Source organism: Vibrio sp. HDW18 (genome assembly GCF_011306175.1).
In the GTDB taxonomy this organism is placed as follows: domain Bacteria; phylum Pseudomonadota; class Gammaproteobacteria; order Enterobacterales; family Vibrionaceae; genus Vibrio; species Vibrio chanodichtyis.
Window position 1 is genome coordinate 2,349,377 of the sequence record NZ_CP049913.1, and the last position, 21,470, is coordinate 2,370,846.

18 protein-coding genes and 1 riboswitch are annotated in these 21,470 nt (G+C 49.3%); of the genes, 7 read left to right on the top strand and 11 right to left on the bottom strand.

The genetic code is table 11. From position 1 onward, the window contains the following. Nucleotides 1–136 precede the first annotated feature (136 nt). The 3 genes from G7083_RS11205 to elyC all read right to left on the bottom strand — a co-directional run bounded on the left by G7083_RS11205 (nt 137) and on the right by elyC (nt 3,313). Nucleotides 137–724, bottom strand: a complete 588-nt coding sequence (locus G7083_RS11205; protein ID WP_166014845.1) for a TfoX/Sxy family DNA transformation protein — start codon at nt 722–724, stop codon at nt 137–139. A 114-nt stretch (nt 725–838) separates the two neighbouring features. Next, nucleotides 839–924: riboswitch (cyclic di-GMP riboswitch) on the bottom strand. A gap of 158 nt (nt 925–1,082) precedes the next feature. Next, nucleotides 1,083–2,093, bottom strand: a complete 1,011-nt coding sequence (gene purR / locus G7083_RS11210) for an HTH-type transcriptional repressor PurR (RefSeq protein WP_166014846.1) — start codon at nt 2,091–2,093, stop codon at nt 1,083–1,085. Nucleotides 2,094–2,497: 404 nt separating this feature from the next. After that, a complete protein-coding gene (elyC, locus tag G7083_RS11215; RefSeq protein WP_166014847.1) occupies nt 2,498–3,313 on the bottom strand; it encodes an envelope biogenesis factor ElyC in 816 nt (271 codons plus the stop codon). 116 nt (nt 3,314–3,429) lie between these two features. On the opposite strand from elyC, the gene cmoM reads away from it, so the two are divergent. Genes cmoM through mukB form a run of 4 tightly spaced genes read left to right on the top strand, consistent with a single transcriptional unit; the run spans nt 3,430 to nt 10,733 of the window. Beyond that, complete coding sequence (gene cmoM, locus G7083_RS11220) at nt 3,430–4,227, top strand: tRNA uridine 5-oxyacetic acid(34) methyltransferase CmoM (protein WP_166014848.1); 798 nt, start codon at nt 3,430–3,432, stop codon at nt 4,225–4,227. After that, the gene (gene mukF / locus G7083_RS11225; protein ID WP_166014849.1) at nt 4,224–5,561 is read left to right on the top strand and encodes a chromosome partition protein MukF; all 1,338 of its coding nucleotides are present in this window, start codon (nt 4,224–4,226) and stop codon (nt 5,559–5,561) included. Before cmoM ends, mukF begins: the two co-directional genes overlap by 4 nt. Then, a complete protein-coding gene (gene mukE / locus G7083_RS11230; RefSeq protein WP_166014850.1) occupies nt 5,542–6,261 on the top strand; it encodes a chromosome partition protein MukE in 720 nt (239 codons plus the stop codon). The genes mukF and mukE overlap by 20 nt, the downstream gene beginning before the upstream one ends. Continuing rightward, a complete protein-coding gene (gene mukB, locus G7083_RS11235) occupies nt 6,258–10,733 on the top strand; it encodes a chromosome partition protein MukB (protein ID WP_166014851.1) in 4,476 nt (1,491 codons plus the stop codon). Before mukE ends, mukB begins: the two co-directional genes overlap by 4 nt. Nucleotides 10,734–10,951: 218 nt before the next feature. Here the strand turns inward: mukB and G7083_RS11240 are convergent, their stop codons facing one another. Next, on the bottom strand, nt 10,952–13,318 hold the full coding sequence (locus tag G7083_RS11240) for a YgiQ family radical SAM protein (protein WP_166014852.1): 2,367 nt from the start codon (nt 13,316–13,318) through the stop codon (nt 10,952–10,954). 258 nt (nt 13,319–13,576) lie between these two features. Between G7083_RS11240 and G7083_RS11245 the strand changes: the two genes are divergently transcribed. Then, nucleotides 13,577–14,260, top strand: coding sequence for a hypothetical protein (locus G7083_RS11245; protein WP_166014853.1), 684 nt, complete (start codon nt 13,577–13,579; stop codon nt 14,258–14,260). Between the two features lie 114 nt (nt 14,261–14,374). Next, nucleotides 14,375–14,575: a DUF4250 domain-containing protein gene (locus tag G7083_RS11250; protein ID WP_166014854.1), complete on the top strand. Its 201-nt coding sequence runs from the start codon at nt 14,375–14,377 to the stop codon at nt 14,573–14,575. A 24-nt stretch (nt 14,576–14,599) separates the two neighbouring features. On the opposite strand, the gene metR is transcribed toward G7083_RS11250, so the two are convergent. Next, nucleotides 14,600–15,511 carry an HTH-type transcriptional regulator MetR gene (metR, locus tag G7083_RS11255; protein WP_166014855.1) on the bottom strand — a complete coding sequence of 304 codons (912 nt, stop codon included), beginning with the start codon at nt 15,509–15,511 and terminating at the stop codon, nt 14,600–14,602. Nucleotides 15,512–15,903: 392 nt separating this feature from the next. Between metR and metE the strand changes: the two genes are divergently transcribed. After that, nucleotides 15,904–18,189, top strand: a complete 2,286-nt coding sequence (gene metE, locus G7083_RS11260) for a 5-methyltetrahydropteroyltriglutamate--homocysteine S-methyltransferase (protein WP_166014856.1) — start codon at nt 15,904–15,906, stop codon at nt 18,187–18,189. 104 nt (nt 18,190–18,293) lie between these two features. On the opposite strand, the gene gspS2 is transcribed toward metE, so the two are convergent. From gspS2 to G7083_RS11290, 6 genes are all read right to left on the bottom strand, one after another. Next, the gene (gspS2, locus tag G7083_RS11265) at nt 18,294–18,692 is read right to left on the bottom strand and encodes a GspS/AspS pilotin family protein (protein ID WP_166014857.1); all 399 of its coding nucleotides are present in this window, start codon (nt 18,690–18,692) and stop codon (nt 18,294–18,296) included. A 1-nt stretch (nt 18,693) separates the two neighbouring features. Further along, on the bottom strand, nt 18,694–18,990 hold the full coding sequence (locus tag G7083_RS11270) for a YciI family protein (protein WP_166014858.1): 297 nt from the start codon (nt 18,988–18,990) through the stop codon (nt 18,694–18,696). 92 nt (nt 18,991–19,082) lie between these two features. Continuing rightward, nucleotides 19,083–19,484 (bottom strand): acyl-CoA thioester hydrolase YciA, encoded by a 402-nt coding sequence (gene yciA, locus G7083_RS11275; RefSeq protein ID WP_166014859.1) that lies wholly within the window; start codon nt 19,482–19,484, stop codon nt 19,083–19,085. A 137-nt stretch (nt 19,485–19,621) separates the two neighbouring features. Next, nucleotides 19,622–20,158: a septation protein A gene (locus G7083_RS11280; protein WP_166014860.1), complete on the bottom strand. Its 537-nt coding sequence runs from the start codon at nt 20,156–20,158 to the stop codon at nt 19,622–19,624. Between the two features lie 149 nt (nt 20,159–20,307). After that, nucleotides 20,308–20,949, bottom strand: coding sequence for a YdcF family protein (locus tag G7083_RS11285; protein WP_166014861.1), 642 nt, complete (start codon nt 20,947–20,949; stop codon nt 20,308–20,310). Between the two features lie 132 nt (nt 20,950–21,081). Next, a complete protein-coding gene (locus G7083_RS11290) occupies nt 21,082–21,315 on the bottom strand; it encodes a TIGR02647 family protein (RefSeq protein WP_166014862.1) in 234 nt (77 codons plus the stop codon). Between the last annotated feature and the right edge of the window lie 155 nt (nt 21,316–21,470).

The window sequence follows — 21,470 nt, forward strand, 5'->3', positions numbered from 1 at the left end:
TAGCCCTAGCTGATCACAATAACGGCGGTCGGTATACCGATGAGTGATTGGGTAGTAAAAAACACGCGCCATGATTGGCGCGTGGATTTATGTGGCGAACTCTGTGCTTGACGCAGTGAACCATCATCACACTAATCTAGAGATGGCTTAACAGCTCATCACGGCGCTGCTGTGGGATCACCGACCAGTGTTTACCTTCAATTGCGCCTTCTAAGGCCCACAGCAGCTCTAAGCTCACCTCGGCAGTATGAGTACGCTGAATGGCTTTATAGGCAGCGACAGATCCGTTGGATTGGAGAGAGGCGACCGTTTCAATGCCGGCTTTCTTGAGCATTCTTTCCGTTGCTAAACGCAGGTTAGGCAGATTTTTTAAACGGTCAGGTTTGGCTTGAGCTTGCGTCTCACGCTCCGCTTTAGCCACATCAAGCGCGGTATGAGCTTCAGTTAGAATTGAGGCCGGATCACTCCAGCAATTGTCAGGCAGAGCGTAATACTTGGTCACGACAGGGAAGCCACGTTTTTTGTAAACGTATGGGGCATAACCTTGTTGTTTGAATTTTTCAATCGAGGCTTCATCGGCACGGATGTGCAGCGTATCGTTGACCACAAGTGCAAACATTGTATCGTCGACAAAAATACCAAAGCCACCAAACATTGAACGAGATTTCACACGTCCTAGCTGCTCAAAGAGCCGCATTGAATCTTTTAATACTGGTTTATCCATGCTGTTAGTCTCGGAGTATTGTTACCTACGCCACCAAATCAGGCCCGAGAAAATTAGCAAAAACATGCAGCCAAGGTGTCAATAATCAGTCAACAGCCTGTATGCATTTTTGCCATCGGCAACCCCGCTACCTACCAAGTTGTTGGTTTAGGCCGGAGGCTTTGCGTCCCACTCTTTCAAATGGTTTGCCCTGTGCGTGACACTTTTCCTGATAAAAATCAGTCATTCTTAGCGCATTATCACAGTTTAATGTTTCAATTATGAGAATGCGCTGAGCTAATCCTGCTCTTTCTATATGAGGTTTGTCAGATTTATGTGACAAGCTCTCAAATACAGATGGTGTGAATTTTCAAGCAAGTTAGGATTTTGTCAAGTCTTTTACGGTATCCCGTTCGACAATTTCAGGATGCATTTCAAAAATTCGCCGTTCATGCTCTTTATCTTTAATCCGTTCCAGTAAGATTTCGAACGCATTTTTACCTACACGGCGTTTCGGTTGGTGCACCGTGGTTAATGGCGGTGAGAAATACTCGGCCAATTCAATATTGTCGTAGCCAATCACCGACATATCTTCTGGAACACGGATCCCTTTTTGCTGTAAGCGGCTGATGAGGCCTAACGCCATCGTATCATTAAAGCAGAACACTGCGCTGGGGCGCTTATCCATCGCGATGATCTTATCGGCGGCTAGTACCGCAGTATCACACTCAAAGTTGCCTTCTAAAATCCAATCTTGATTGATGGGTAAATTGGCTTCTGCCATCGCGCGGCGAAAACCTTGAATACGCTCTTGGCAGGCCGCTTTGATAAAATGACCACTTAAGCAAGCAATGTCGCGGTGTCCGTGTTCAATTAGATACTTGGTCGCCAGATAGCCACCTTCTTCTGAGTTATCAATGATCTTATCCGCATTGGAAGTTTCAGGCCCCCAGTCCATGATCACCTTCGGAATGTCTTTATGCACATCAAGCATTGCTTGTAGTTCTTGGGTGAGATCAGAGCACATCACCAAAATACCATCAACCCGCTTTTCGGCGAGCATCCGAATGTAATCCCGCTGTTTTTCATAAATGCCGCCAGTGTTACATAGGATCAAGGTATAACCTTGACGGTAACAGTAGCTTTCCACCCCATCGATCACTTCAGAGAAGAAGAGATTGGTCGATTGCGTCACTAACATGCCGATCGTACGCGTGGTATTACACTTTAAACTACGTGCCACAGCACTTGGTGCGTAGTTAAGTTGTTGCACCGCTTCCATCACTTTTTCTTGGGTGGTTTCTGCCACAAAGCGAGTTTTGTTGATCACGTGGGAAACGGTGGTGGTTGACACACCAGCAAGGCGCGCCACATCTTTTATCGTAGCCATAGAGTGTTCCTATCGATGACTGCTGATGTCAGCGAATGTTATTGGTGAATTAAATCAGCAGGTAAGGCGAGATTGAGCAAGCTGTGATACTTGGAGTGCGAATCACCACACATAACGTATCTTGGGCGTAACAATCATGATGCCTAAAGTAATAAAATACAAAAACCGCCGAAAAACAGCGGTTTACAATCATATTGGTTTTATCATTTGCGGGTGAATTTTAGACTGCGCCGCCAGCAACTGCAATCAAATTCATTCATCAAACGGTAACTTATTTCTGAATTGATAGGTCTAGCAGTGATAGCTTATTGACCTTGTACCTTAAATCAATCCGCAATCGCAACAGGATAGCGAATGTGCACTATCACTGTTGCGAGTCGAACAGATTAAGGCATAACCGGTGGTTAATCTGTCAGCGTGACATTGACCGGTTTCGTTTCAGGAACAGGACTGGCATCACCCGCCACGCTATCGCGTAGAGTTTGCCACAGTAGCCCTAAGCTTTCGTACCAAAATAGCTCTGTCTGCTCAAGATAGCGTGATTTGGGAATGTACTTGTCCCAAGGCTGAATAATATTCAGATGACCTAAGTAATTGGTCGGTGCGGCAATCGGGGTTAGACCTGCCGATTGAAATTCGCGCATGGCGCGTTTCATGTGGCTGGCCGATGTTACCAATACCATACGCTTTTGCTGCACAAAAGCCGCTGCTTGGCGCGCTTCTTCCCAGGTATCTTTGGCGGTTTCCAGCAAAATAATATCGGATTTGGGTACGCCCAGCGCGAGGGCGACTCGCGCCATCATTCGCGCGTGGCTGACTTCACTGCCGCCAGTATAGCCGGAGAGAATTAATTTAGAACCTGGATACATGCGGTAAATACGAATGCCCTCGTTTAAGCGCATTAATGCTGCGCGAGTGAGTTCCGAGGTCGGTGGTATATCATCATCCACAACATGACCATTGCCGAGCACCATTATGTAATCGAGCGAGCCTTCGACCGGTAAAAAGGCGGTGTAAGCGCGCTCAAGTGGCATTAATAAACGCGTGGCAACAGGTTGAAAGGAGACCAGAAACAATCCAGAGAGTGAGAATAAAACCACCAGACAGCCAGTTTTACGTTTGGCGGTGAACATGATCAGCATCAAGCCGAGAAAACCAAGGATCAGCAGCGCTGGCAGTGGCATCAACAGCGAAGAAAAAATTTTTTTCAGCTCAAACATAGCGAAAACAGTCCGAAAAAACAGCACTTGAATATAAAAAGAGTCGAAGCCTCTTTATTCCTGCTACTCCTGTGACAGAATAGCGGGTACGATGGATTATCATAACTCAAGCTACTGTGACTGAAGACCGTAATTTCGACAATATTGCCCACAAATTTGCAAAAAATATTTACGGCTCTGACAAAGGCGAGATCCGCCAAGTCATTGTTTGGGAAGATTTGCAGCAATTACTCGCTCAATTCAATGCATCAAATGCACCTTTGCACATATTGGATGCAGGGGGGGGCTTGGCGCAACTTTCACAGAAAATCGCTCGGCTTGGCCATCGCGTCACTTTGTGTGATCTTTCTTCACAAATGCTGCAATTGGCCGAGCAAGAGATTGCCAACCAAGGCCTGCGTGAGCAGTATCGCTTGGTTCACTCATCGGTGCAGACCATTCAACAGCATCTTAGCGAACCGGTTGATGTGTTGTTATTTCATGCGGTGATGGAGTGGCTGGCCGATCCTAAGCCTGCGTTACAAAACGTGTTGGCGCAAGTTAAACCTGGTGGTATGGCATCGGTGATGTTTTACAACTATCACGGTTTGGTTTACAAAAACGCCGTGTGTGGCAACATTCCGCACGTGCTAGAAGATATGCCACACCGTAAACGATTCAAATTACAACCGCAGCAAGGCTTACTTCCTGAAGAGGTCTACCAATGGATCGAACAGGCGGGATTTGAGATCTGCGGAAAATCCGGTATTCGCTGTTTCAGTGATTACATCGGCAACATGAAAAACATGGGCGAATATCAGTATGAGGATTTGGTTGCACTGGAGCGTAAATTTTGCCGTCAGGAACCTTACCTCTCATTAGGTCGATACATTCATGTATGGGCTAAGAAAAAACACGAACAGGAAACACAATGAGTGAGTTTACTCAGGATACTGGGCAAAAACCGATCGACGAATTGGTCAGTTGGGTCAAACAGTATGACTTCTCATTGAATCTGCCGACTGAGCGCTTGGCATTTTTGCTGGCGATAGCGGTGCTCGGTAATGAAAGATTTGATGAAGAGCTCGGCGAAGGGGAACTGCACGATGCATTTGCGATAGTCACACGCATGTTTGCAGAATCGGGCGAAGCTTCTGCTTTTCGAGCCAATAATGCGATTAATGATCTGGTTAAGCAGCGATTACTGAGCCGCTTTACCAGTGAAATGACCGAAGGGGCAAGCCTATATCGGCTAACGCCTTTAGCAATCGGCATCACCGATTACTATGTGCGACATCGCGAATTTTCCAAACTCAAGTTATCGATTCAGCTCTCGATGGTGGCCGATGAAATGGCCAAAGCGTTGCAATCGGCGCAGCAGGGCGGCAATGCGGCACACTGGCGCAAAAACGTGTTTGGGGTGCTCAAATATTCGGTCAGTGAAATTTTTGACCGCATCGATCTCAACCAGCGAGTGATGGATGAGCAGCAACAGTCGGTCAAGCAGCAGATCGCCGAACTGTTAAATAAAGATTGGCGCGATGCGATCAACAACTGTGAAGCCTTGCTGTCGGAAACCTCGGCTACGTTGCGAGAGCTGCAAGATACTCTGCAAGCGGCGGGCGATGAGTTGCAAACCCAAATTCTTGATCTCCAAGAGTGTGTGTATGGCAATTTGGAATTGGACTTTATCGAAGAGACGCTGTTTGCGTTGCAAATGAAGCTCGATCGCATTACCAGTTGGGGACAGCAGGCAATCGATCTTTGGATTGGCTACGACCGCCACGTGCATAAGTTTATTCGTACCGCGATTGACATGGATCAGAATCGGGCGTTTAGCCAGCGTCTGCGTCAGTCGTTGAGCGACTATTTTGAACAGCCTTGGTACCTCACTTACGCTGAGGCCGAACGTTTATCGGATCTGCGTGATGAAACATTGGTGCTGCGTGATGATGAAGTCACCGGCCAAGTACCCACCGAGGTGGAATACCAACAACTGCAACAAGTGAATGACGAACTGGCTGAGCGAATTAGCCACATGCTGCAAGTGCATAAAGAGCAGGGCGTAGCGATTGATTTAGCCCAGGTACTGCGCGACTACTTAGCCAGTCATCCACGCACTCATCATTTTGATTTAGCCCGAATGGTTGTCGACCAAGCGGTGAGGCTCGGTTACTCCGAATCTGATTACCGCGCTATCCAGCCGAACTGGACAGCGATTAACGATTTTGGCGCAAAGGTACAAGCGAATGTCATCGACCGATATTAATCAATACATGCCAGAAAATCTGGCTAAAGCGATCGCCAATCCGCTGTTTCCAGCACTCGATAGTCTGTTACGTGCGGGGCGGCATGTGGCCAGTGATGATCTGGATAACCACGCATTTTTGTCTGATTTTGAGCTGGATTTAGCGCTGTTTTACCAACGTTATCACACCGAACTGGTGCGCGCGCCAGAAGGCTTTTTCTACTTGCGGCCTCGTTCTAGCTCACTGATTAACCGCAGCGTACTGTCTGAGCTGGATATGCTGGTCGGTAAAGTGCTGTGTTTTCTGTATTTGAGCCCCGAGCGTTTGGCGCATGAAGGCATTTTCACCAACCAAGAGCTGTACGATGAGCTGTTGACGCTGGTGGAAGAGAAGAAACTGATGAAGCTGGTGACGAATCGTGCCAGCGGCTCAGATCTGGATCGTGAAAAATTATTTGAAAAAGTGCGCACTTCGCTGCGCCGTTTACGTCGCCTCGGCATGGTCATCACCATTAGTGATACGGCCAAATTTCGCATTACTGAAGCGGTATTTCGTTTTGGTGCCGATGTGCGTTTGGGTGGCGATGTGCGTGAGGCGCAGCTGCGTCTGATCCGTGATGGTGAAGCGGTGGTACATACCCCAGAACCAAGTCAGCAAAGTCTGCTGCAAAATCCAGCCGAGTACGATGAAGAGCAAACCGAGTGGGAAGATGAAGCATGATTGAACGAGGTAAATATCAATCGCTAACCATGATCAACTGGAACGGCTTCTTTGCACGTACTTTTGACATTGATAATTTAGTGACCACCTTATCGGGTGGTAACGGTGCTGGTAAGTCGACCACCATGGCGGCGTTTATTACCGCTTTGATCCCAGACCAAAGCCTGCTCCATTTCCGCAACACGACCGAAGCGGGTAGCTCACACGCTTCGCGTGATAAAGGATTGTACGGCAAGCTGCAAGCGGGTGCATGTTACGCCGCGCTGGATGTGGTTAATTCACGCAACCAACGGCTACTGTTTGCGGTCAAGCTGCAACAGGTGGCGGGACGTGATAAGAAAGTCGATATCAAGCCGTTTTTAATCCAAGGCTTGCCAAGCCATATCAAGCCAACCGATATCTTGATTGAAACCGTGTCAGACAAGCATGCTCGGGTCCGTCAAATCAATGAAGTGAAAGAGGCGGTCAGCCAGATTGAAGGCGCGCACTGCAAATCTTTTCCGTCGATTGTCGACTACCATGCACAGATGTTTGAATTTGGCGTGATCCCGAAAAAACTGCGCAATAGCTCAGACCGCTCGAAATTCTACCGTTTGATTGAAGCATCGCTTTATGGCGGTATTTCCAGTGCGATCACTCGCTCACTAAGAGATTACCTGCTGCCGCAAAATGGTGGCGTGAAAAAAGCCTTCCAAGATATGGAATCGGCGCTACGTGAAAACCGCATGACGCTGGAAGCGATCAAAACCACGCAAGCGGATCGCGATCTGTTCAAACACCTGATCACCGAATCGACCCACTATGTGGCCGCTGACTACATGCGCCACGCCAATGATCGACATCATAAAGTGGGGCAAACTTTGGCACTGCGTAGTGAACTGTTTGCTGCTCGGACCACCTTGATTGAACAAAACCAGTTGCTGCATCGTGTTCATCAAGAATTAGCTCTGTTGCTGGAGCAAGAAACCGCGTTAGAGCAAGATCACCAAGGCGCATCCGATCACTTGCAGTTGGTGCAAAACGCCCTGCGTCAGCAAGAAAAAATTGAGCGCTATCAAGACGATCTTGAAGAGCTGAGCTTCCGCCTTGAAGAGCAATTGATGGTGGTCGAAGAGGCGGATCAACAGGTGATGATGGCAGAAGAGCAGGCCACGATCACCGAAGAGGAAGTCGATAGCCTTAAATCACAACTGGCCGATTATCAGCAAGCGCTTGATGTGCAGCAAACGCGGGCTTTGCAATATCAACAAGCCGTGCAAGCGCTCGATAAAGCGCGCGCTTTACTTGGCAAGCCAGAGTTGACTGCGCAAAGTGCACAGGCGTTAGCCGCTCAGCTGAAAGCGGAGCAGGAAACGCGCACCAGTGAGCTCTTGGCACTCAAACACAAGCTGGATATGTCCGCCGCGGCGGCGCAGCAGTTCAACCATGCATTTGAACTGGTGACGCGTGTGCAAGGTGAGGTGGTGCGCAGTGATGCTGCCAATCAAGCTCAGCAATTGCTACGTCAAGCACGGGATGCCGAGCATACGCTGCATAATGAGAGCCAGTGGCAAGCGCAGCAACGTGATGTGGCGCGTCAGCTTGAGCAGCAGCGTAACGTGCGAGCTCTGGCTAGCCAATATCATCAGCAACATCACGTGGCGTTGGATGATGCCGCGAGCGTTGAGTTAGAGCGTGAGCGCCACACGGCACAATTGGAAGAGCTGGAAAGTGCGCAGGAAAACTGCCGTGAACAGCGCGGCCAGTTACGCCATCAAGCGCAAGAATTGCAAACGCAAATTGCCCGTTGTGAGTCGATTGCCCCGGCGTGGATCAAGGCCAGTGATGTGCTACAAACATTGCGTGAGCAAACCGGTGCTGAACTGGCCGATAGCCACTCGGTGATGGCGCATATGCAGCAAGTGCTAGAGCGAGAAAAAGTTCAATCACAGGCCAAAGATAAGCTCGCCGAACGGCGCACCAAACTGGATAACGAAATTGAGCGTTTAGCTTCTCCCGGTGGCTCTAACGATCCCCGTCTGAAAGGGCTGGCGGATACGCTAGGTGGCGTGCTGCTGTCAGAAATCTACGATGACATTGCGATTGATGATGCGCCGTATTTCAGCGCCATGTACGGCCCTGCACGGCACGCGATTGTGGTCTCCGATCTGGCTGGTATCAAAGAAAAATTGATCGAGCTGGATGATTGTCCAGAAGATCTGTACCTGATTGAAGGTGATGTGGATGCGTTTGATGACAGTTCATTTAACGCGCAAGAGCTGGAAGGCGCGGTGTGCGTGCAGCTTAATCAGCGCCAAATGCGCTATTCCCGCCTACCAGCTATTCCACTGTTTGGGCGTGCCGCCCGCGAGCAACGCTTAGAGCTGCTGCGTGAAGAGCGCGATCAAGTGGTGGAAGATCATGCTAAAGCGGCGTTTGATTCGCAAAAACTGCAACGTCTGTACGCCAGCTTTAACCAATTTGTGGCCACCCACTTACCTGTCGCGTTTGATGCGGATCCTGAGCAAGCCTTGCTCCGTGCGCGTGAGCAGCGTAACCAGCGGCTGCGTTCGATCAGTGAGTTTGATGCACAAGAGCAACAACTGCGTAGCCAATTGCAAGCGAGCAAACAAGCGTTAGCCGCGCTGGATCAACTTGCGCCGCAAATGAGCCTGCTTGATGAACAGACACTGGAAGCACGTTATCAAGAGCTGGAAGAAAAACTGCAACAACTGACGGAAGTGAAAGCCTTTATCGCGGCCCATGGTCGTACCATCAGCGAGTTGGAAAAAGTGGCGGCAGTACTCGAGGCTGACCCTGAGCAGTTTGATGCGCTGGAGCAACAATACCAGCAAGCGGATCAAGCGTTGCAGCAGCTTAAAGCGCAAATTTTTGCGCTGGCAGATCTGCTGGAGCGTCGCCACCATTTTGCGTATTCCGATTCGGTCGCACTGCTTAACCAAAGTAGTGAGCTGAGTGAGCAGCTTAAAGCCAAGTTGGTTCAGGCACAAAGTCAGCGCACTCGCAACCGTGAAGAGCTAAAACAGCGCCAAGCTCAGCTCAGTCAATACCATCAACTGTTGGCATCACTGAAAAGTTCACATCAAGCCAAATTAGAAACGGTGCAAGAGTTCAAACAAGAGCTGCAAGAGTTTGGCGTGCATGTGGATGATCGCGCATTTGAGCGTGCCCAGTTGCGTCGTGATGAGTTGCAACAGCAGCTACACACCGCGCGCGGCCGTAAGAGTGAATATGAACGCACGATGACCGCCACTGAGCTAGAGATGAAAGCGCTGGTCAAGCGCATGAAAAAAGGCGAGAAAGAGTATCAAGAGCTGCGTACTTTAGTGGTCAATGCTAAAGCAGGCTGGTGCTCGGTCTTGCGCTTGGCGCGCGATAACGATGTCGAGCGTCGCTTGCATAAGCGTGAGCTGGCTTACTTATCCGCCGATGAGCTGCGCTCGATGTCCGATAAATCACTTGGTGCACTGCGTCTGGCGGTGGCCAACAACCAAGATCTGCGTGATGCGCTGCGTCTATCGGAAGATAATAGCCGTCCTGAACGTAAAGTGCTGTTCTACATTGCGGTGTATCAGCATCTGCGAGAGCGTATCCGCCAAGACATCATTCGTACCGACGATCCGGTCGAAGCGATTGAAGAGATGGAAGTGGAACTGGCTCGCTTAACCGAAGAGCTGACCCAGCGCGAGCAGCGCTTGGCGATCAGCTCTGATTCGGTGGCGAGTATTATTCGCAAAACCATTCAGCGTGAGCAAAATCGGATCCGCATGCTCAACCAAGGTCTGTCGAATATCGCCTTTGGCCAGGTGAATGGGGTGCGCCTCAACGTGAAAGTGCGTGAGAGTCACCAAATTCTGCTGGCAGGTTTGGCGGAACAGCAAGCGCAGCACAAAGATCTGTTTGAAAGCGCCCGCTATACCTTCTCTGAAGCGATGGCGAAACTGTTCCAACGGGTCAATCCACACATCGATATGGGGCAACGTTCACCGCAAGTACTGGGTGAAGAGCTGCTCGATTATCGTAATTACCTCGAATTGAGTGTGGAAGTGAACCGTGGTGCGGATGGTTGGCTGCAAGCCGAATCTGGCGCTTTGTCGACGGGTGAGGCAATTGGTACAGGTCAATCGATTCTGTTGATGGTGGTACAGAGTTGGGAAGAAGAGTCACGGCGTTTGCGCAGTAAAGATATTGTGCCGTGCCGTCTGTTATTCCTTGATGAAGCCGCACGTCTTGATGGCAAATCAATCGCTACCTTGTTTGAGCTGTGTGAGCGCCTGGATATGCAGTTACTGATTGCTGCGCCAGAGAACATCAGCCCAGAGCGAGGTACCACTTACAAACTGGTGCGTAAAGTGTTTAAAGATCATGAGCACGTACATGTGGTGGGACTACGCGGTTTTGCACAAACTGAAAAGCCCAAAACAGCTGAGCAGACATTCGCCGCACAATTGGCCGGTGAGTTGATAGAATAGTCGATGCTCATCAGTGCTTGAAATGAACACGCCTTCCATTTGGAAGGCGTTTTACCTTTCTTAGTTGAAGCTGCTGGGTGCGTTCAATCCAATAGTTGGTATTGCTAGGTTTGATTGCACTGGTTTAATGGGGCTATGACTGCTTTCGGTGCTACCGATGCTTTGAAAATACCCCCTTCTCTCCTCCCCCTAAAAGGGGGGAAGAAGGCAAATAGGGTTTAACGAGCGCGTGGAGCTTGGCGCTGCGTATTGCCACGACTCGCAGGGCGACCAGAACCTGATGGCTTACCACCGGTAGCGTTACCCCGTTGACCCGAGTGGCCGCGGTTTTGTTCACCTCGAGCCGGTTTGCTTGCCGCAGGCTTATTTGCTGTCGGTCTGCTACCGCTAGCTTGACTACCTGCGGGTTTGCCCTGATGGGATTTATTGTTACTGTTCGGACGACCTTGACCAGCGGATTTGTTACCGCGTAGCGCATCAAAACCCGGTTGACTCTGGGTATGCTTGGTCGCAAAACGGTTGGTTCCGTGACGACCCGATTTGCGGCTTTGCGCTGGAGTGATCTGATCGCTATCTTTTTCAGGGATCAGGCACTCAGGGCGGTCACCAATCAGATGGCGTTTACCCATGGCAATCAACGCTTCACGCAGCAGTGGCCAGTTGGCCGGATCATGGTAGCGCAGCAGTGCTTTATGCAAGCGGCGCTGTGTTTCGCCTTTCGCAACGGGCACCTTTTCCGGTTTCTTGTATTTTACCCGTTTCAGCGGATTGACTTCCGAATGGTACATTGCGGTTGCATTACACATTGGCGATGGATAGAAGTTTTGTACCTGATCGCAGCGGTAGTTGTTGGCTTTTAGCCACAGCGCCAAATTGAGCATATCTACATCTTCGGTACCCGGGTGAGCGGCGATGAAGTAAGGGATCAGGTACTGTATTTTGCCCGCTTCGGCACTGTATTTTTCAAACAGCTCTTTAAAGCGATCATAGGTACCCATGCCCGGTTTCATCATCATACTCAGAGGGCCTTGCTCGGTATGCTCAGGAGCAATCTTCAAATAGCCGCCCACGTGATGAGTCACCAATTCACGTACATACTCCGGTGATTCAATCGCTAAGTCATAGCGCACGCCAGAGGCGATCACTACTTTCTTAATCCCTTGTACGTTACGAGCCTCACGATACAGATCGATGGTGTGTCGATGATCGGTATTGAGCTTATGACAGATGCCCGGGAATACACAGCTTGGACGACGACAGTTGGCTTCCGCTTTCGGATCCGAACAGCCAAGGCGATACATGTTAGCGGTAGGGCCACCTAAATCGGAAATCACCCCAGTAAAGCCCGGCACTTTATCGCGGATCTCTTTGAGTTCATTGATGATCGACTCTTGCGAGCGGTTTTGAATAATCCGCCCTTCATGCTCAGTGATCGAGCAGAATGAACAGCCACCAAAACAGCCACGCATAATGTTGACTGAGGTTTTGATCATGTCGTAAGCCGGGATCTTGGCATCACCATATTTCGGGTGTGGCACACGGGCGTAGTACAGACCAAACACGTAATCCATCTCTTCGGTGGTGAGCGGGATCGGCGCTGAGTTTACCCACAGTTCACGGTCGCCATGACGCTGCACCAGCGCGCGTCCCGAATACGGGTTGGTTTCTAAATGCAGCACTCGGCTGGCGTGAGCGTACAAAATGCGGTCATTGACCAATTTTTCAAACGAAGGCAGACGCACCGCAGTGGTTTTGCAATCGTGGCGAGATGGGCGCACAGTGATCGGTTGGGCTGCTTGATCATCATTTTTGGTCGCACATTGGGTTTCCACTTCGTACGGATTGGTTGGGACAAACGGCTTGTTTGGCTGATCAAGACGCGTGGAGTCGATAATTTTAAAATGGGCTGGCACTTGAGTCAGATTGACCGCGGTACCGCGGACATTGGTCATCTGTTGGATAGTTTCACCATTGGCTAAGCGATGAGCCACTTCGATCAAGGCTCGTTCTGCGTTACCAAACAGTAGAATATCGGCTTTGGCATCAAACAGCACGGAGCGGCGCACTTTATCCGACCAGTAGTCGTAATGGGCGACACGGCGCAAACTGGCTTCAATACCACCAAGCACAATTGGCACATCTTTATAAGCTTCACGGCAGCGTTGTGAATACACCAACGAGCAACGATCTGGGCGCACACCGCCTTTATTATTTGGTGTGTAGGCGTCGTCATGGCGAATTTTTTTATCCGCAGTATAGCGGTTAATCATCGAATCCATATTGCCCGCCGTAACGCCGAAAAATAGATTCGGTTTACCGAGCGCCATAAAAGCGTCTTTGGTTTGCCAGTGCGGCTGAGCAATAATCCCAACCCGAAAGCCTTGCGCTTCTAATAAACGGCCGATAATTGCCATACCAAAGCTAGGATGATCAACATAGGCATCGCCGGTTACAATGATAATGTCACAGCTATCCCAGCCCAACTGATCCATTTCCTCGCGACTGGTCGGTAAGAATGGCGCGGTGCCGAAACATTCGGCCCAGTATTTTTTGTAGTGGTGGATAGGGGTGATTTCGCTGTGCATATGGCCGCCTCAAGATTAAGAGGGCGGCATTATAGCGGCTTGGCTGCTGACTATCTAGCGCAACATTTCCGTAAAATAGATAGGGATTATTGCCAACACTGACATGGCTCTAAGCTGAGCTTCGGAGCAGGATTTTTGTATGCCAATTTTCTGCATTGTGGATGGATTAATGATCGGCTAGCCATTTAGGTACGTTTGGGATTTGTGCATGAGGTTTGCTATTATCGGCGGTCTGTTCCGCTGTCTGATTAGCCTACTATGCTTGATTCTTTACTCTCCGTACTCGCCCCAATGCTGTTGGGGGCTCAAATCATAATGACTTTAGTGTTGGTGAAGGGCGAAATTTGCCCCGGTCAACGTGGCCGGCTGCATAAATTGTTGCCTGTGCTACTCGCATTATGGTTGGCGATGGCGTCACTCAACCTTGTCGCTTTATTGGTGGCGTTGACGCTGTTTTATTTTTATTCACAAGTACAAACGCAAAAAACTCGTGAACAAGGCCCGTTGTGGGTTCTTTATTTCGCCAATGGTTTCGCGCTGGTCTATGTGCTGATGTTGGCGAGTCAAGCGCCCGTCTGGTCTGCATCGCTGATGGTATTAGCATCGGTTGCTTTGCTCGGAGCATTATTTGCCCATCTGTTATTAAGCCTTGCTCGTTCACGCTTACAAGCATTCCAGCGCATTTTACCTGTGGTTGGGGTGATCGCGGCCATGCTGATCGCACTGTGTATTCTGCCGTATATACATGGGTTAGATGAAAACCAGATCGGCAGATTAGTGCAGCCGATTTTGCTGAATTTAGCGGTGTTGATCATCGGTTGTATAGTGTGGTGCTGGCATTTACTTTCCGCGGCTAGCGCCAATAAATGGCAATTAGCCGCTGCACTGTGTTTGCAGCTCAAGGCGGCGAGTGGTTTGTACGCGCTCTATTTTCTGGTTTAAGCCTCTGCCGCACCTAGGTTTGCGTGATCACTTTCCGTTGTGCCAATAGCGACTATGCTTAATGAGATTGGCGGCGGAAACGCTGAGTGAAAATATTCAGTCAGGAGTGATGTGATGGATCTGAGTAACCTACGCAATATTAATAGTGTGATTTTATTGGGCATCGTTAATGAAAAGCTGCGCTTAGAGTGCGCCAGTTTGGATGAATTGATCAGTACTTATGAAATGGATATGCAACATCTGGTTAGCAAGTTCGATGGGCTTGGCTACCAATACGATCCTTCGTCTAATCAATTCAAATCCTACCCGCACTAGACTGGTTATACATGAGCTTTACTATCAAGCCATCTTGATCCCCTCAAGATGGCTTTTGCATTGCTGGCGGGCAGTGGCAAAGAAAGCTTGTAGATAGTGCTTGTCTTTTTCACTGTGGCGAACTGCCGCAAATAAGCGTCGCCATAAGCCACGGCCCAGCGGCTTACTGGTGATCAAACCTTGGCGTGAAAACTCACTGATCGCCCAATTAGGCAGGGCGGCGACGCCTAAACCAGCAGAAACCATTTGTACCAGCATCAAGGTGTTGTCCGCTTGCTTCCAGCGTGCAGGCTCTATTCCGGCGGGTTGCAAAAAGTGTTTGACCACATCTAAGCGCTGTTTTTGGACCGGATAGGTGAGCATGGTTTGATTAGCTAAATCTTGTGGCTCAATTAGCGCTTTATCAGCCAACGGGTGAGCTATTCCCGTGATCAGGCGCATTTCAAAATCAAACAACGGTTCGTAGTGAACTTCAGAACGCGGCAAAATATCGGAAGTGATCAGTAAATCCAACTCACCGCTTAACAATGCTGGTAGTGGTTCAAAACCGAAGCCGGAGGAAAAATCCAAGCCGACACTCGGCCAATGAGACTGATATTCACGCAGCGCTGGCATCAACCACTGAAAGCACGAATGGCATTCAATTGCCATGTGCAGGCGACCATGCACATCCTCTTTCAGGCTGGCGAGTTCATGCTCGGCACGCGTCATCTTGGGTAGCACATCAGTGGCTAAGCGCAGCAGTATTTCCCCTTCCGCGGTAAAGCGTACAGGGCGGGTTTTACGTAAAAACAGTTGGCCACCGATACGCGCCTCCAAATCTTTAATTTGATGAGAGAGGGCAGACTGGGTGAGATGTAGCGCCGTTGCTGTCGCGGTCAGCGATCCGGTCTCACGTAATACCAGCAGCGTTTTTAAATGTTTCAACTCTATCATGAGTGGCTCTCATTGTTCCTTAAGCTCATTGGTCATGTTGGCGATCCCCTTGCTACTTGAAGTTGCAGCGGTGTTGGCTACGTTCGCCTATGTGGTTGGGGACTCACTCACTTGCCGCCTACCTGCAACTCCAAGTGGTTTGGGGATAAGTTACGCTGATATTATGGGCGTGTAAACATCCGGATGGCTAAATAATTTAAGATAAACTAATCATCAATCGGCTTAACATGAAAATTTCTAATCAAGAACTTGAATAAATGGACCTTGTTCTGTCGCTCTGAATATTTGATATTTTAGCCATCCAGACATCTTTTGATGTGCTGAGTCAACCATCAACCATCAACCATCAACCATAGAACTTGCACGATCTTGATTATTGAGAAGGATTTTTTATGACCATGACACACATTCTTGGCTATCCGCGAATTGGCACACACCGTGAACTGAAATTTGCACTGGAGCAGTACTGGCGTGGCGAGATTGATCAGGCCACATTGCAGCAAGTGGGTAGCGACATTCGTCAACAAAACTGGGCGGTGCAACAAGAGGCCGGACTGGATTTTGTGAGCGTCGGTGATTTTGCTTGGTATGACCATGTGTTAACCACCAGCTTACTGCTCGGCCATGTACCTAAGCGTCACCGCCACGGTTTCCCCGATTTAGACACTCTGTTTCGGATCGGGCGTGGCCAATCACATCACGCTTGTGGCTGTAGCGCGAACAGTGCCGCGGCGGATATGACCAAATGGTTTAATACTAACTATCACTATATCGTGCCGGAATTCAGCGCCGAGGACACATTTAACCTCAGTTGGCCACAGCTGTTTGAAGAGATCAATCAAGCTCAGCAAGCTGGGCATCAGGTAAAGCCCGTGCTGCTTGGCCCGATCAGTTATCTGTATTTGGGTAAAGAAGTCGAAGAGGGATTGGATCGCTTAACCCTGCTACCGCGCCTTTTGAGTGCTTATCAAGCCATTTTGGCTAAATTAGCCAAACAGGGAGTAGAGTGGGTACAGATTGATGAGCCGATTTTAGCGCTAGAGTTGGAGCCTCACTGGCAAGAGGCATTTAAATTGGCTTATCAAGTGCTGCGTGGCGAGGTCAAACTGCTGTTGACCACCTATTTTGATTCGGTATTGGATACGCTCGATAAGATTGTGACTTTGCCGGTGGATGGTTTACATGTCGATGTTTCGGCAGCACCAGATCAACTCGATCAGATTGTTCAGCGTTTGCCAGCGCATTGGGTACTTTCCGCCGGGGTGATCAATGGGCGTAATGTATGGCGAGCCGATCTCAGCGCGCTTCTTGCGCGGTTGCAGCCAGTACAAGCGCAACTGGGTGAGCGGTTGTGGATCGCCAGTTCTTGCTCACTGTTACACAGCCCGGTTGATCTGCACTTGGAAACGCAATTGAGCGCAGAAACCCATAGCTGGTTTGCCTTTGCCAAACAAAAAGTCAGCGAAGTTGCGCTGCTTGGGCGTGCGTTGCAAGGCGATGCCTCTGCCATCTTGGCGTGTGAGACTTATAGTCAGCCGATTGTGGCGCGGCGATCTTCACCAACCGTGCATAAAGCCTCGGTACAAGCTCGGTTGAATACCATCACTGCCGCTTTGGCAGAGCGCAGTGCGCCGTATGGTCAACGAGCGCATCATCAGGCTCAAGTGTTAGGTTTACCTCTGTTACCAACCACCACCATAGGATCATTTCCGCAAACAACCCAGATCCGCAGTGAGCGTAGCGCCTATCGGCAAGGTAAATTGAGTGAGGCGCAGTATGAGCAAGCCTTGCAGGGGCATATTGCTGATGCGGTGCAACGTCAAGAAGCGCTTGGGTTAGATGTGCTGGTACATGGCGAAGCAGAGCGCAATGATATGGTGGAATATTTTGCTGAGCATCTGGCCGGCTTTCAAACCACTCAATTTGGTTGGGTGCAGAGTTACGGCTCACGCTGTGTTAAACCCGCGATTGTGGTGGCGGATATTGAGCGTGAACAACCGATCACGGTGCAGTGGTCGCGTTATGCACAATCACTGACTGCAAAACAGATGAAAGGCATGTTAACTGGGCCGGTCACGATCCTGTGCTGGACTTTCCCACGCGAAGATATTGCTCGCCAAACCATTGCGCAGCAATTAGCACTGGCGCTGCGTGATGAAGTGAGTGATTTGCAAAATGCGCAGATCAATATTATCCAAATTGATGAGCCGGCGATCCGAGAAGGGCTACCGCTGAAAAAACGCGATCATCAGCAGTATCTGGATTGGGCAGTGCAAGCGTTTAAGATTGCCGCAGGCAGTGCGCGTCCAGAAACACAAATCCACACCCATATGTGTTATAGCGAGTTCAATCACATCATCGAATCGGTGGCAGCGTTGGATGCGGATGTGATCACCATTGAAACCTCGCGTTCGAATATGGAGCTGCTTAAAGCGTTTGAAGCGTTTAACTACCCAAATGCGATCGGACCTGGGGTGTATGACATTCACTCGCCCAATATTCCAACCCAAGCGTGGATTGAGCAGTTACTTGGTAAAGCGGCGCAAAAAATTCCCGTCGAGCGGTTGTGGGTTAACCCTGATTGCGGCTTGAAAACGCGCAGTTGGCCAGAAGTTGAGGCGGCACTGAGCAATATGGTTAATGCTGCACAAGCGCTGCGTGAGCAATGGGTCGCTTAACGCTCGTGTCCAGACCAATCAATAAGGCCTCGTACAGAGGCCTTGATGCAAAGGATAATCGAGTTGTTGCGGTCAACGAACCAGTGATGACTTAATGCTGGCGGTTAGCGCTTAGCACAGAATTCTTTCGTCACCCACTGATCGGCCATCAACTGACCACGAGAGTTGCGCATTTGAATGCGATAACTAAGACCGACATCGAGGTTGGAACGAGTGTCGTTATTGGTACAGAAGCGATTGAGTGCGTGGTTTAACACTTGCTCGGTCGGTTTAGCATCGATCGCGTCATCATTATAGACCATGACCAATTCAATGCTGGTGCCTTTAGCGGTTGCGCGCAGAATATTTAGCGGGCCAGCTTCCAGCGGCAGCTTAGTTGCGAGTAAACTCGCGCGATTGCCCGCCAGTAGTTCAAGGTTACGTTGCTTATCGGCCGCGCCAGAGCTGCAACCTGCGAGGATCAGCGTCGATGCTAGCACGCTGCACAGAACAATTTTTTTCATATCAGAATACTTTTTTGAAAGGTTTCACCGTCACGTGGGCGTAAACGCCCGCAGTAACATAAGGGTCGGCATCCGCCCAAGCTTGCGCTGCGGCTAATGACGCAAATTCTGCAATCACGGTCGAGCCAGTAAAACCCGCTTGACCAGGATCTTGGGCATCAATGGCGGGCATCGGACCTGCGGTGAGTAGGCGACCTTCGTCTTGCAACTGTTGTAAACGCGCCAGATGTTGTGGGCGCACACTAAGGCGTTTTGCTAATGAATGCTCGACATCCTGTGCAAAAATCACATACCACATAATTCGTTATTCCTTATCGATAAGCCAAACGCAAAATCACAATTTTACGCAACTGCTTTGCTAAACACAGCCGGTTAACACGATTTCTGTGATCAGCCATGAAGGCTTATTGCTCTGGGACGGCCATTCACATCGATCGCCACGTAGTTGAAGGTTGCTTCACAAACTTGGAAACGTTCACCAATACCATCTTCTTTAACTGGTTTTACCCAAACTTCAAGATTAATGGTCATCGAGGTGCGGCCAATTTTGATGCAGTCACCGTAGCAACATACCACATCACCCACGGTGACCGGTTTTTTAAATGTGATACTGGAGACCGAAACCGTCACAATCCGGCCACAGGAGATCTCTTTGGCCAAAATGCCTCCAGCCAAATCGAGCTGAGACATGATCCAACCGCCGAAAATGTCACCGTTGGCGTTGGTGTCGGCTGGCATGGCGAGAGTGCGCAGCAAAAGCTGGCCTTTGGGGGTGTTCACACTTTGATCCATTTGGTTATCCATTGCAAATCAAACAACGACCGAATTCGGTCGCTGTGGGTGAGAGGGGATTATAACCATAATTTGTAGGCGGAAGCACCCCTTAGCACCATTTGTAATAAACCATTTAACTTCTCTATGCCGTGTGTTTATTGCTCAGGCTGCTGGGCCAGCTGTTTATAAATATAACCACCGGTGAGCAGAGTAAACAGCAGAGTGGCGATCAGTAAGCCAAACACTTTGAAATTGACCCATACATCCAACGGGAGTTGGTAAGCGATGTATAAATTAAGAGCGGCGCACAGACTGAAAAAGCTCACCCACGCCCAATTAATGGTGGCCCATGCACGGTCTGGTAAGCGAAGCTCTTGGCCAAGCATGGTTTTGATGGCTGATTTGCCGATCAGATGGCTGATGGTTAAACCGAAGGCAAATACGACATAAACAATGGTGACTTTCCATTTGATAAAGTTGTCATCGTGCAGCGCTAAGGTCATGCCACCAAATAGAGCGACCATGACACCGGTGATCAACTGGATTTTTTCAACTTTCTTATAAATTGCATAGGTGATCAGCAGTTGCAGTGCGCTGGCGATGATCAAAGCTGCCGTGGCTGTATAAATATCGTAGAGTTTATACAAGGCAAAGAAGATGATCAGCGGGATAAAATCAAGCAGTTGTTTCATGAAGCTAGCGTCCAGTTAGGTGAGAAAGCACAGTCTAACCAAAGTTTAGCCTCAGCAAAATAGGCGTGTGATGCTACTTTTTGGTCAACATGGTTGACGGCTATTGGTTACTGAGATGTCAGCCATTCAAGCGGTACGGTCAAGTTTGATTATTCAGCGTTGATTTTAAATGGCAACAGGGCTTGATAGGCTTGCATGACTTGGGGCGAAATTGGCTGCTCGATTTGAAAGCCTAAGGCCGGATAGTCACGGATCCGCTCAAAGTCCTCTAACATGGTACTTAACACCACATCACTGGTCAGTTCGTGGGTTAAATAGTCAAAAAAGCTTGCCGCGCTTGAGCTGACCTGCACACTATCAACCGGGTCAGGCCATTGCTGCATAAAAGTGGCATAAGCACGTCTTTCCATATATGGCTTGTGGAGCAATAAAATTCGTTTGGCGGGCTGTGATCGTTCGACTAATAATTGATGGCTAAAACGGATATTTTCACCACTATTCGTGGATTGGGTTTCCAGCAATATAGCATGCGCTGGTACGCCAGCATCTTTGGCTATCGCGGCAAAGAGTTGCGCTTCTGGTTCGGAGAATACTCCTTGAGTAAAGCGGCCATAGCCACCGGAAAATAGCAGACATGGTGCCAGGCCTTGGTGATAGAGCTTGGCGGCATGTTCGGCGACGCGCAGGTCATTACTGCCCAGCACAACGATCACATCGGCAGGCTCAATCGGTTGATGCAGCTGCAAATAGTGCCATAGGATTTCAATCTGCTGATACAGTGGTTTACGCATGACGACTTCTATCCTCCAAGCTGGGCAATCAGTGCTAATCGACGCTAGTGGATAGTCGATTATCTCATCAACCAGATGCAACAAACACAATGAGCGCATTAAGCGCTCATTAATAAACGGATTCGCGAGAGACTAAGCGTTTAATACGCGTAGGACTCGTTCAGCGTATTGGGCCATTTCGATCCCTTCGTCAGTTAGATAGCCACCATCGATTTGAGTGCATAACCCTTTGTTATACAAACGTACGACTGCGGTTTGCATCGCGTCAGAAGCATCGTTGCGGACTTTTATCCCTGTGGCAGCACTACTTAAATCAAATTGCAGCAGTAAATTAAGCTCATCGATATGCAGGGGAGTAAATTTCATAAGCGTTACCTTTTTTAGCGGTGATTGGCGCAACAATAGGTTGCCTAACGATAAGGTGCAACATCGAGTAAATAGAACTGTTAGCTTAAGCCGATTTGGTGCTTTTTTCGGCACTTTTCCTTGGCTGAGAGAGCGAGGTTGGATGGTCACCGAAC

Excerpts from the sequence above, each read along its gene's own strand:
- G7083_RS11245 (WP_166014853.1), top strand. The coding sequence starts at position 13,577 with ATGCTTGATTCTTTACTCTCCGTACTCGCCCCAATGCTGTTGGGGGCT.
- G7083_RS11240 (WP_166014852.1), bottom strand. The coding sequence starts at position 13,318 with ATGCACAGCGAAATCACCCCTATCCACCACTACAAAAAATACTGGGCC.
- metR (WP_166014855.1), bottom strand. The coding sequence starts at position 15,511 with ATGATAGAGTTGAAACATTTAAAAACGCTGCTGGTATTACGTGAGACC.
- G7083_RS11290 (WP_166014862.1), bottom strand. The coding sequence starts at position 21,315 with ATGAAATTTACTCCCCTGCATATCGATGAGCTTAATTTACTGCTGCAA.
- G7083_RS11285 (WP_166014861.1), bottom strand. The coding sequence starts at position 20,949 with ATGCGTAAACCACTGTATCAGCAGATTGAAATCCTATGGCACTATTTG.
- G7083_RS11280 (WP_166014860.1), bottom strand. The coding sequence starts at position 20,158 with ATGAAACAACTGCTTGATTTTATCCCGCTGATCATCTTCTTTGCCTTG.
- mukB (WP_166014851.1), top strand. The coding sequence starts at position 6,258 with ATGATTGAACGAGGTAAATATCAATCGCTAACCATGATCAACTGGAAC.
- G7083_RS11250 (WP_166014854.1), top strand. The coding sequence starts at position 14,375 with ATGGATCTGAGTAACCTACGCAATATTAATAGTGTGATTTTATTGGGC.
- mukF (WP_166014849.1), top strand. The coding sequence starts at position 4,224 with ATGAGTGAGTTTACTCAGGATACTGGGCAAAAACCGATCGACGAATTG.
- yciA (WP_166014859.1), bottom strand. The coding sequence starts at position 19,484 with ATGGATCAAAGTGTGAACACCCCCAAAGGCCAGCTTTTGCTGCGCACT.
- G7083_RS11270 (WP_166014858.1), bottom strand. The coding sequence starts at position 18,990 with ATGTGGTATGTGATTTTTGCACAGGATGTCGAGCATTCATTAGCAAAA.
- mukE (WP_166014850.1), top strand. The coding sequence starts at position 5,542 with ATGTCATCGACCGATATTAATCAATACATGCCAGAAAATCTGGCTAAA.
- purR (WP_166014846.1), bottom strand. The coding sequence starts at position 2,093 with ATGGCTACGATAAAAGATGTGGCGCGCCTTGCTGGTGTGTCAACCACC.
- G7083_RS11205 (WP_166014845.1), bottom strand. The coding sequence starts at position 724 with ATGGATAAACCAGTATTAAAAGATTCAATGCGGCTCTTTGAGCAGCTA.
- elyC (WP_166014847.1), bottom strand. The coding sequence starts at position 3,313 with ATGTTTGAGCTGAAAAAAATTTTTTCTTCGCTGTTGATGCCACTGCCA.
- metE (WP_166014856.1), top strand. The coding sequence starts at position 15,904 with ATGACCATGACACACATTCTTGGCTATCCGCGAATTGGCACACACCGT.
- gspS2 (WP_166014857.1), bottom strand. The coding sequence starts at position 18,692 with ATGAAAAAAATTGTTCTGTGCAGCGTGCTAGCATCGACGCTGATCCTC.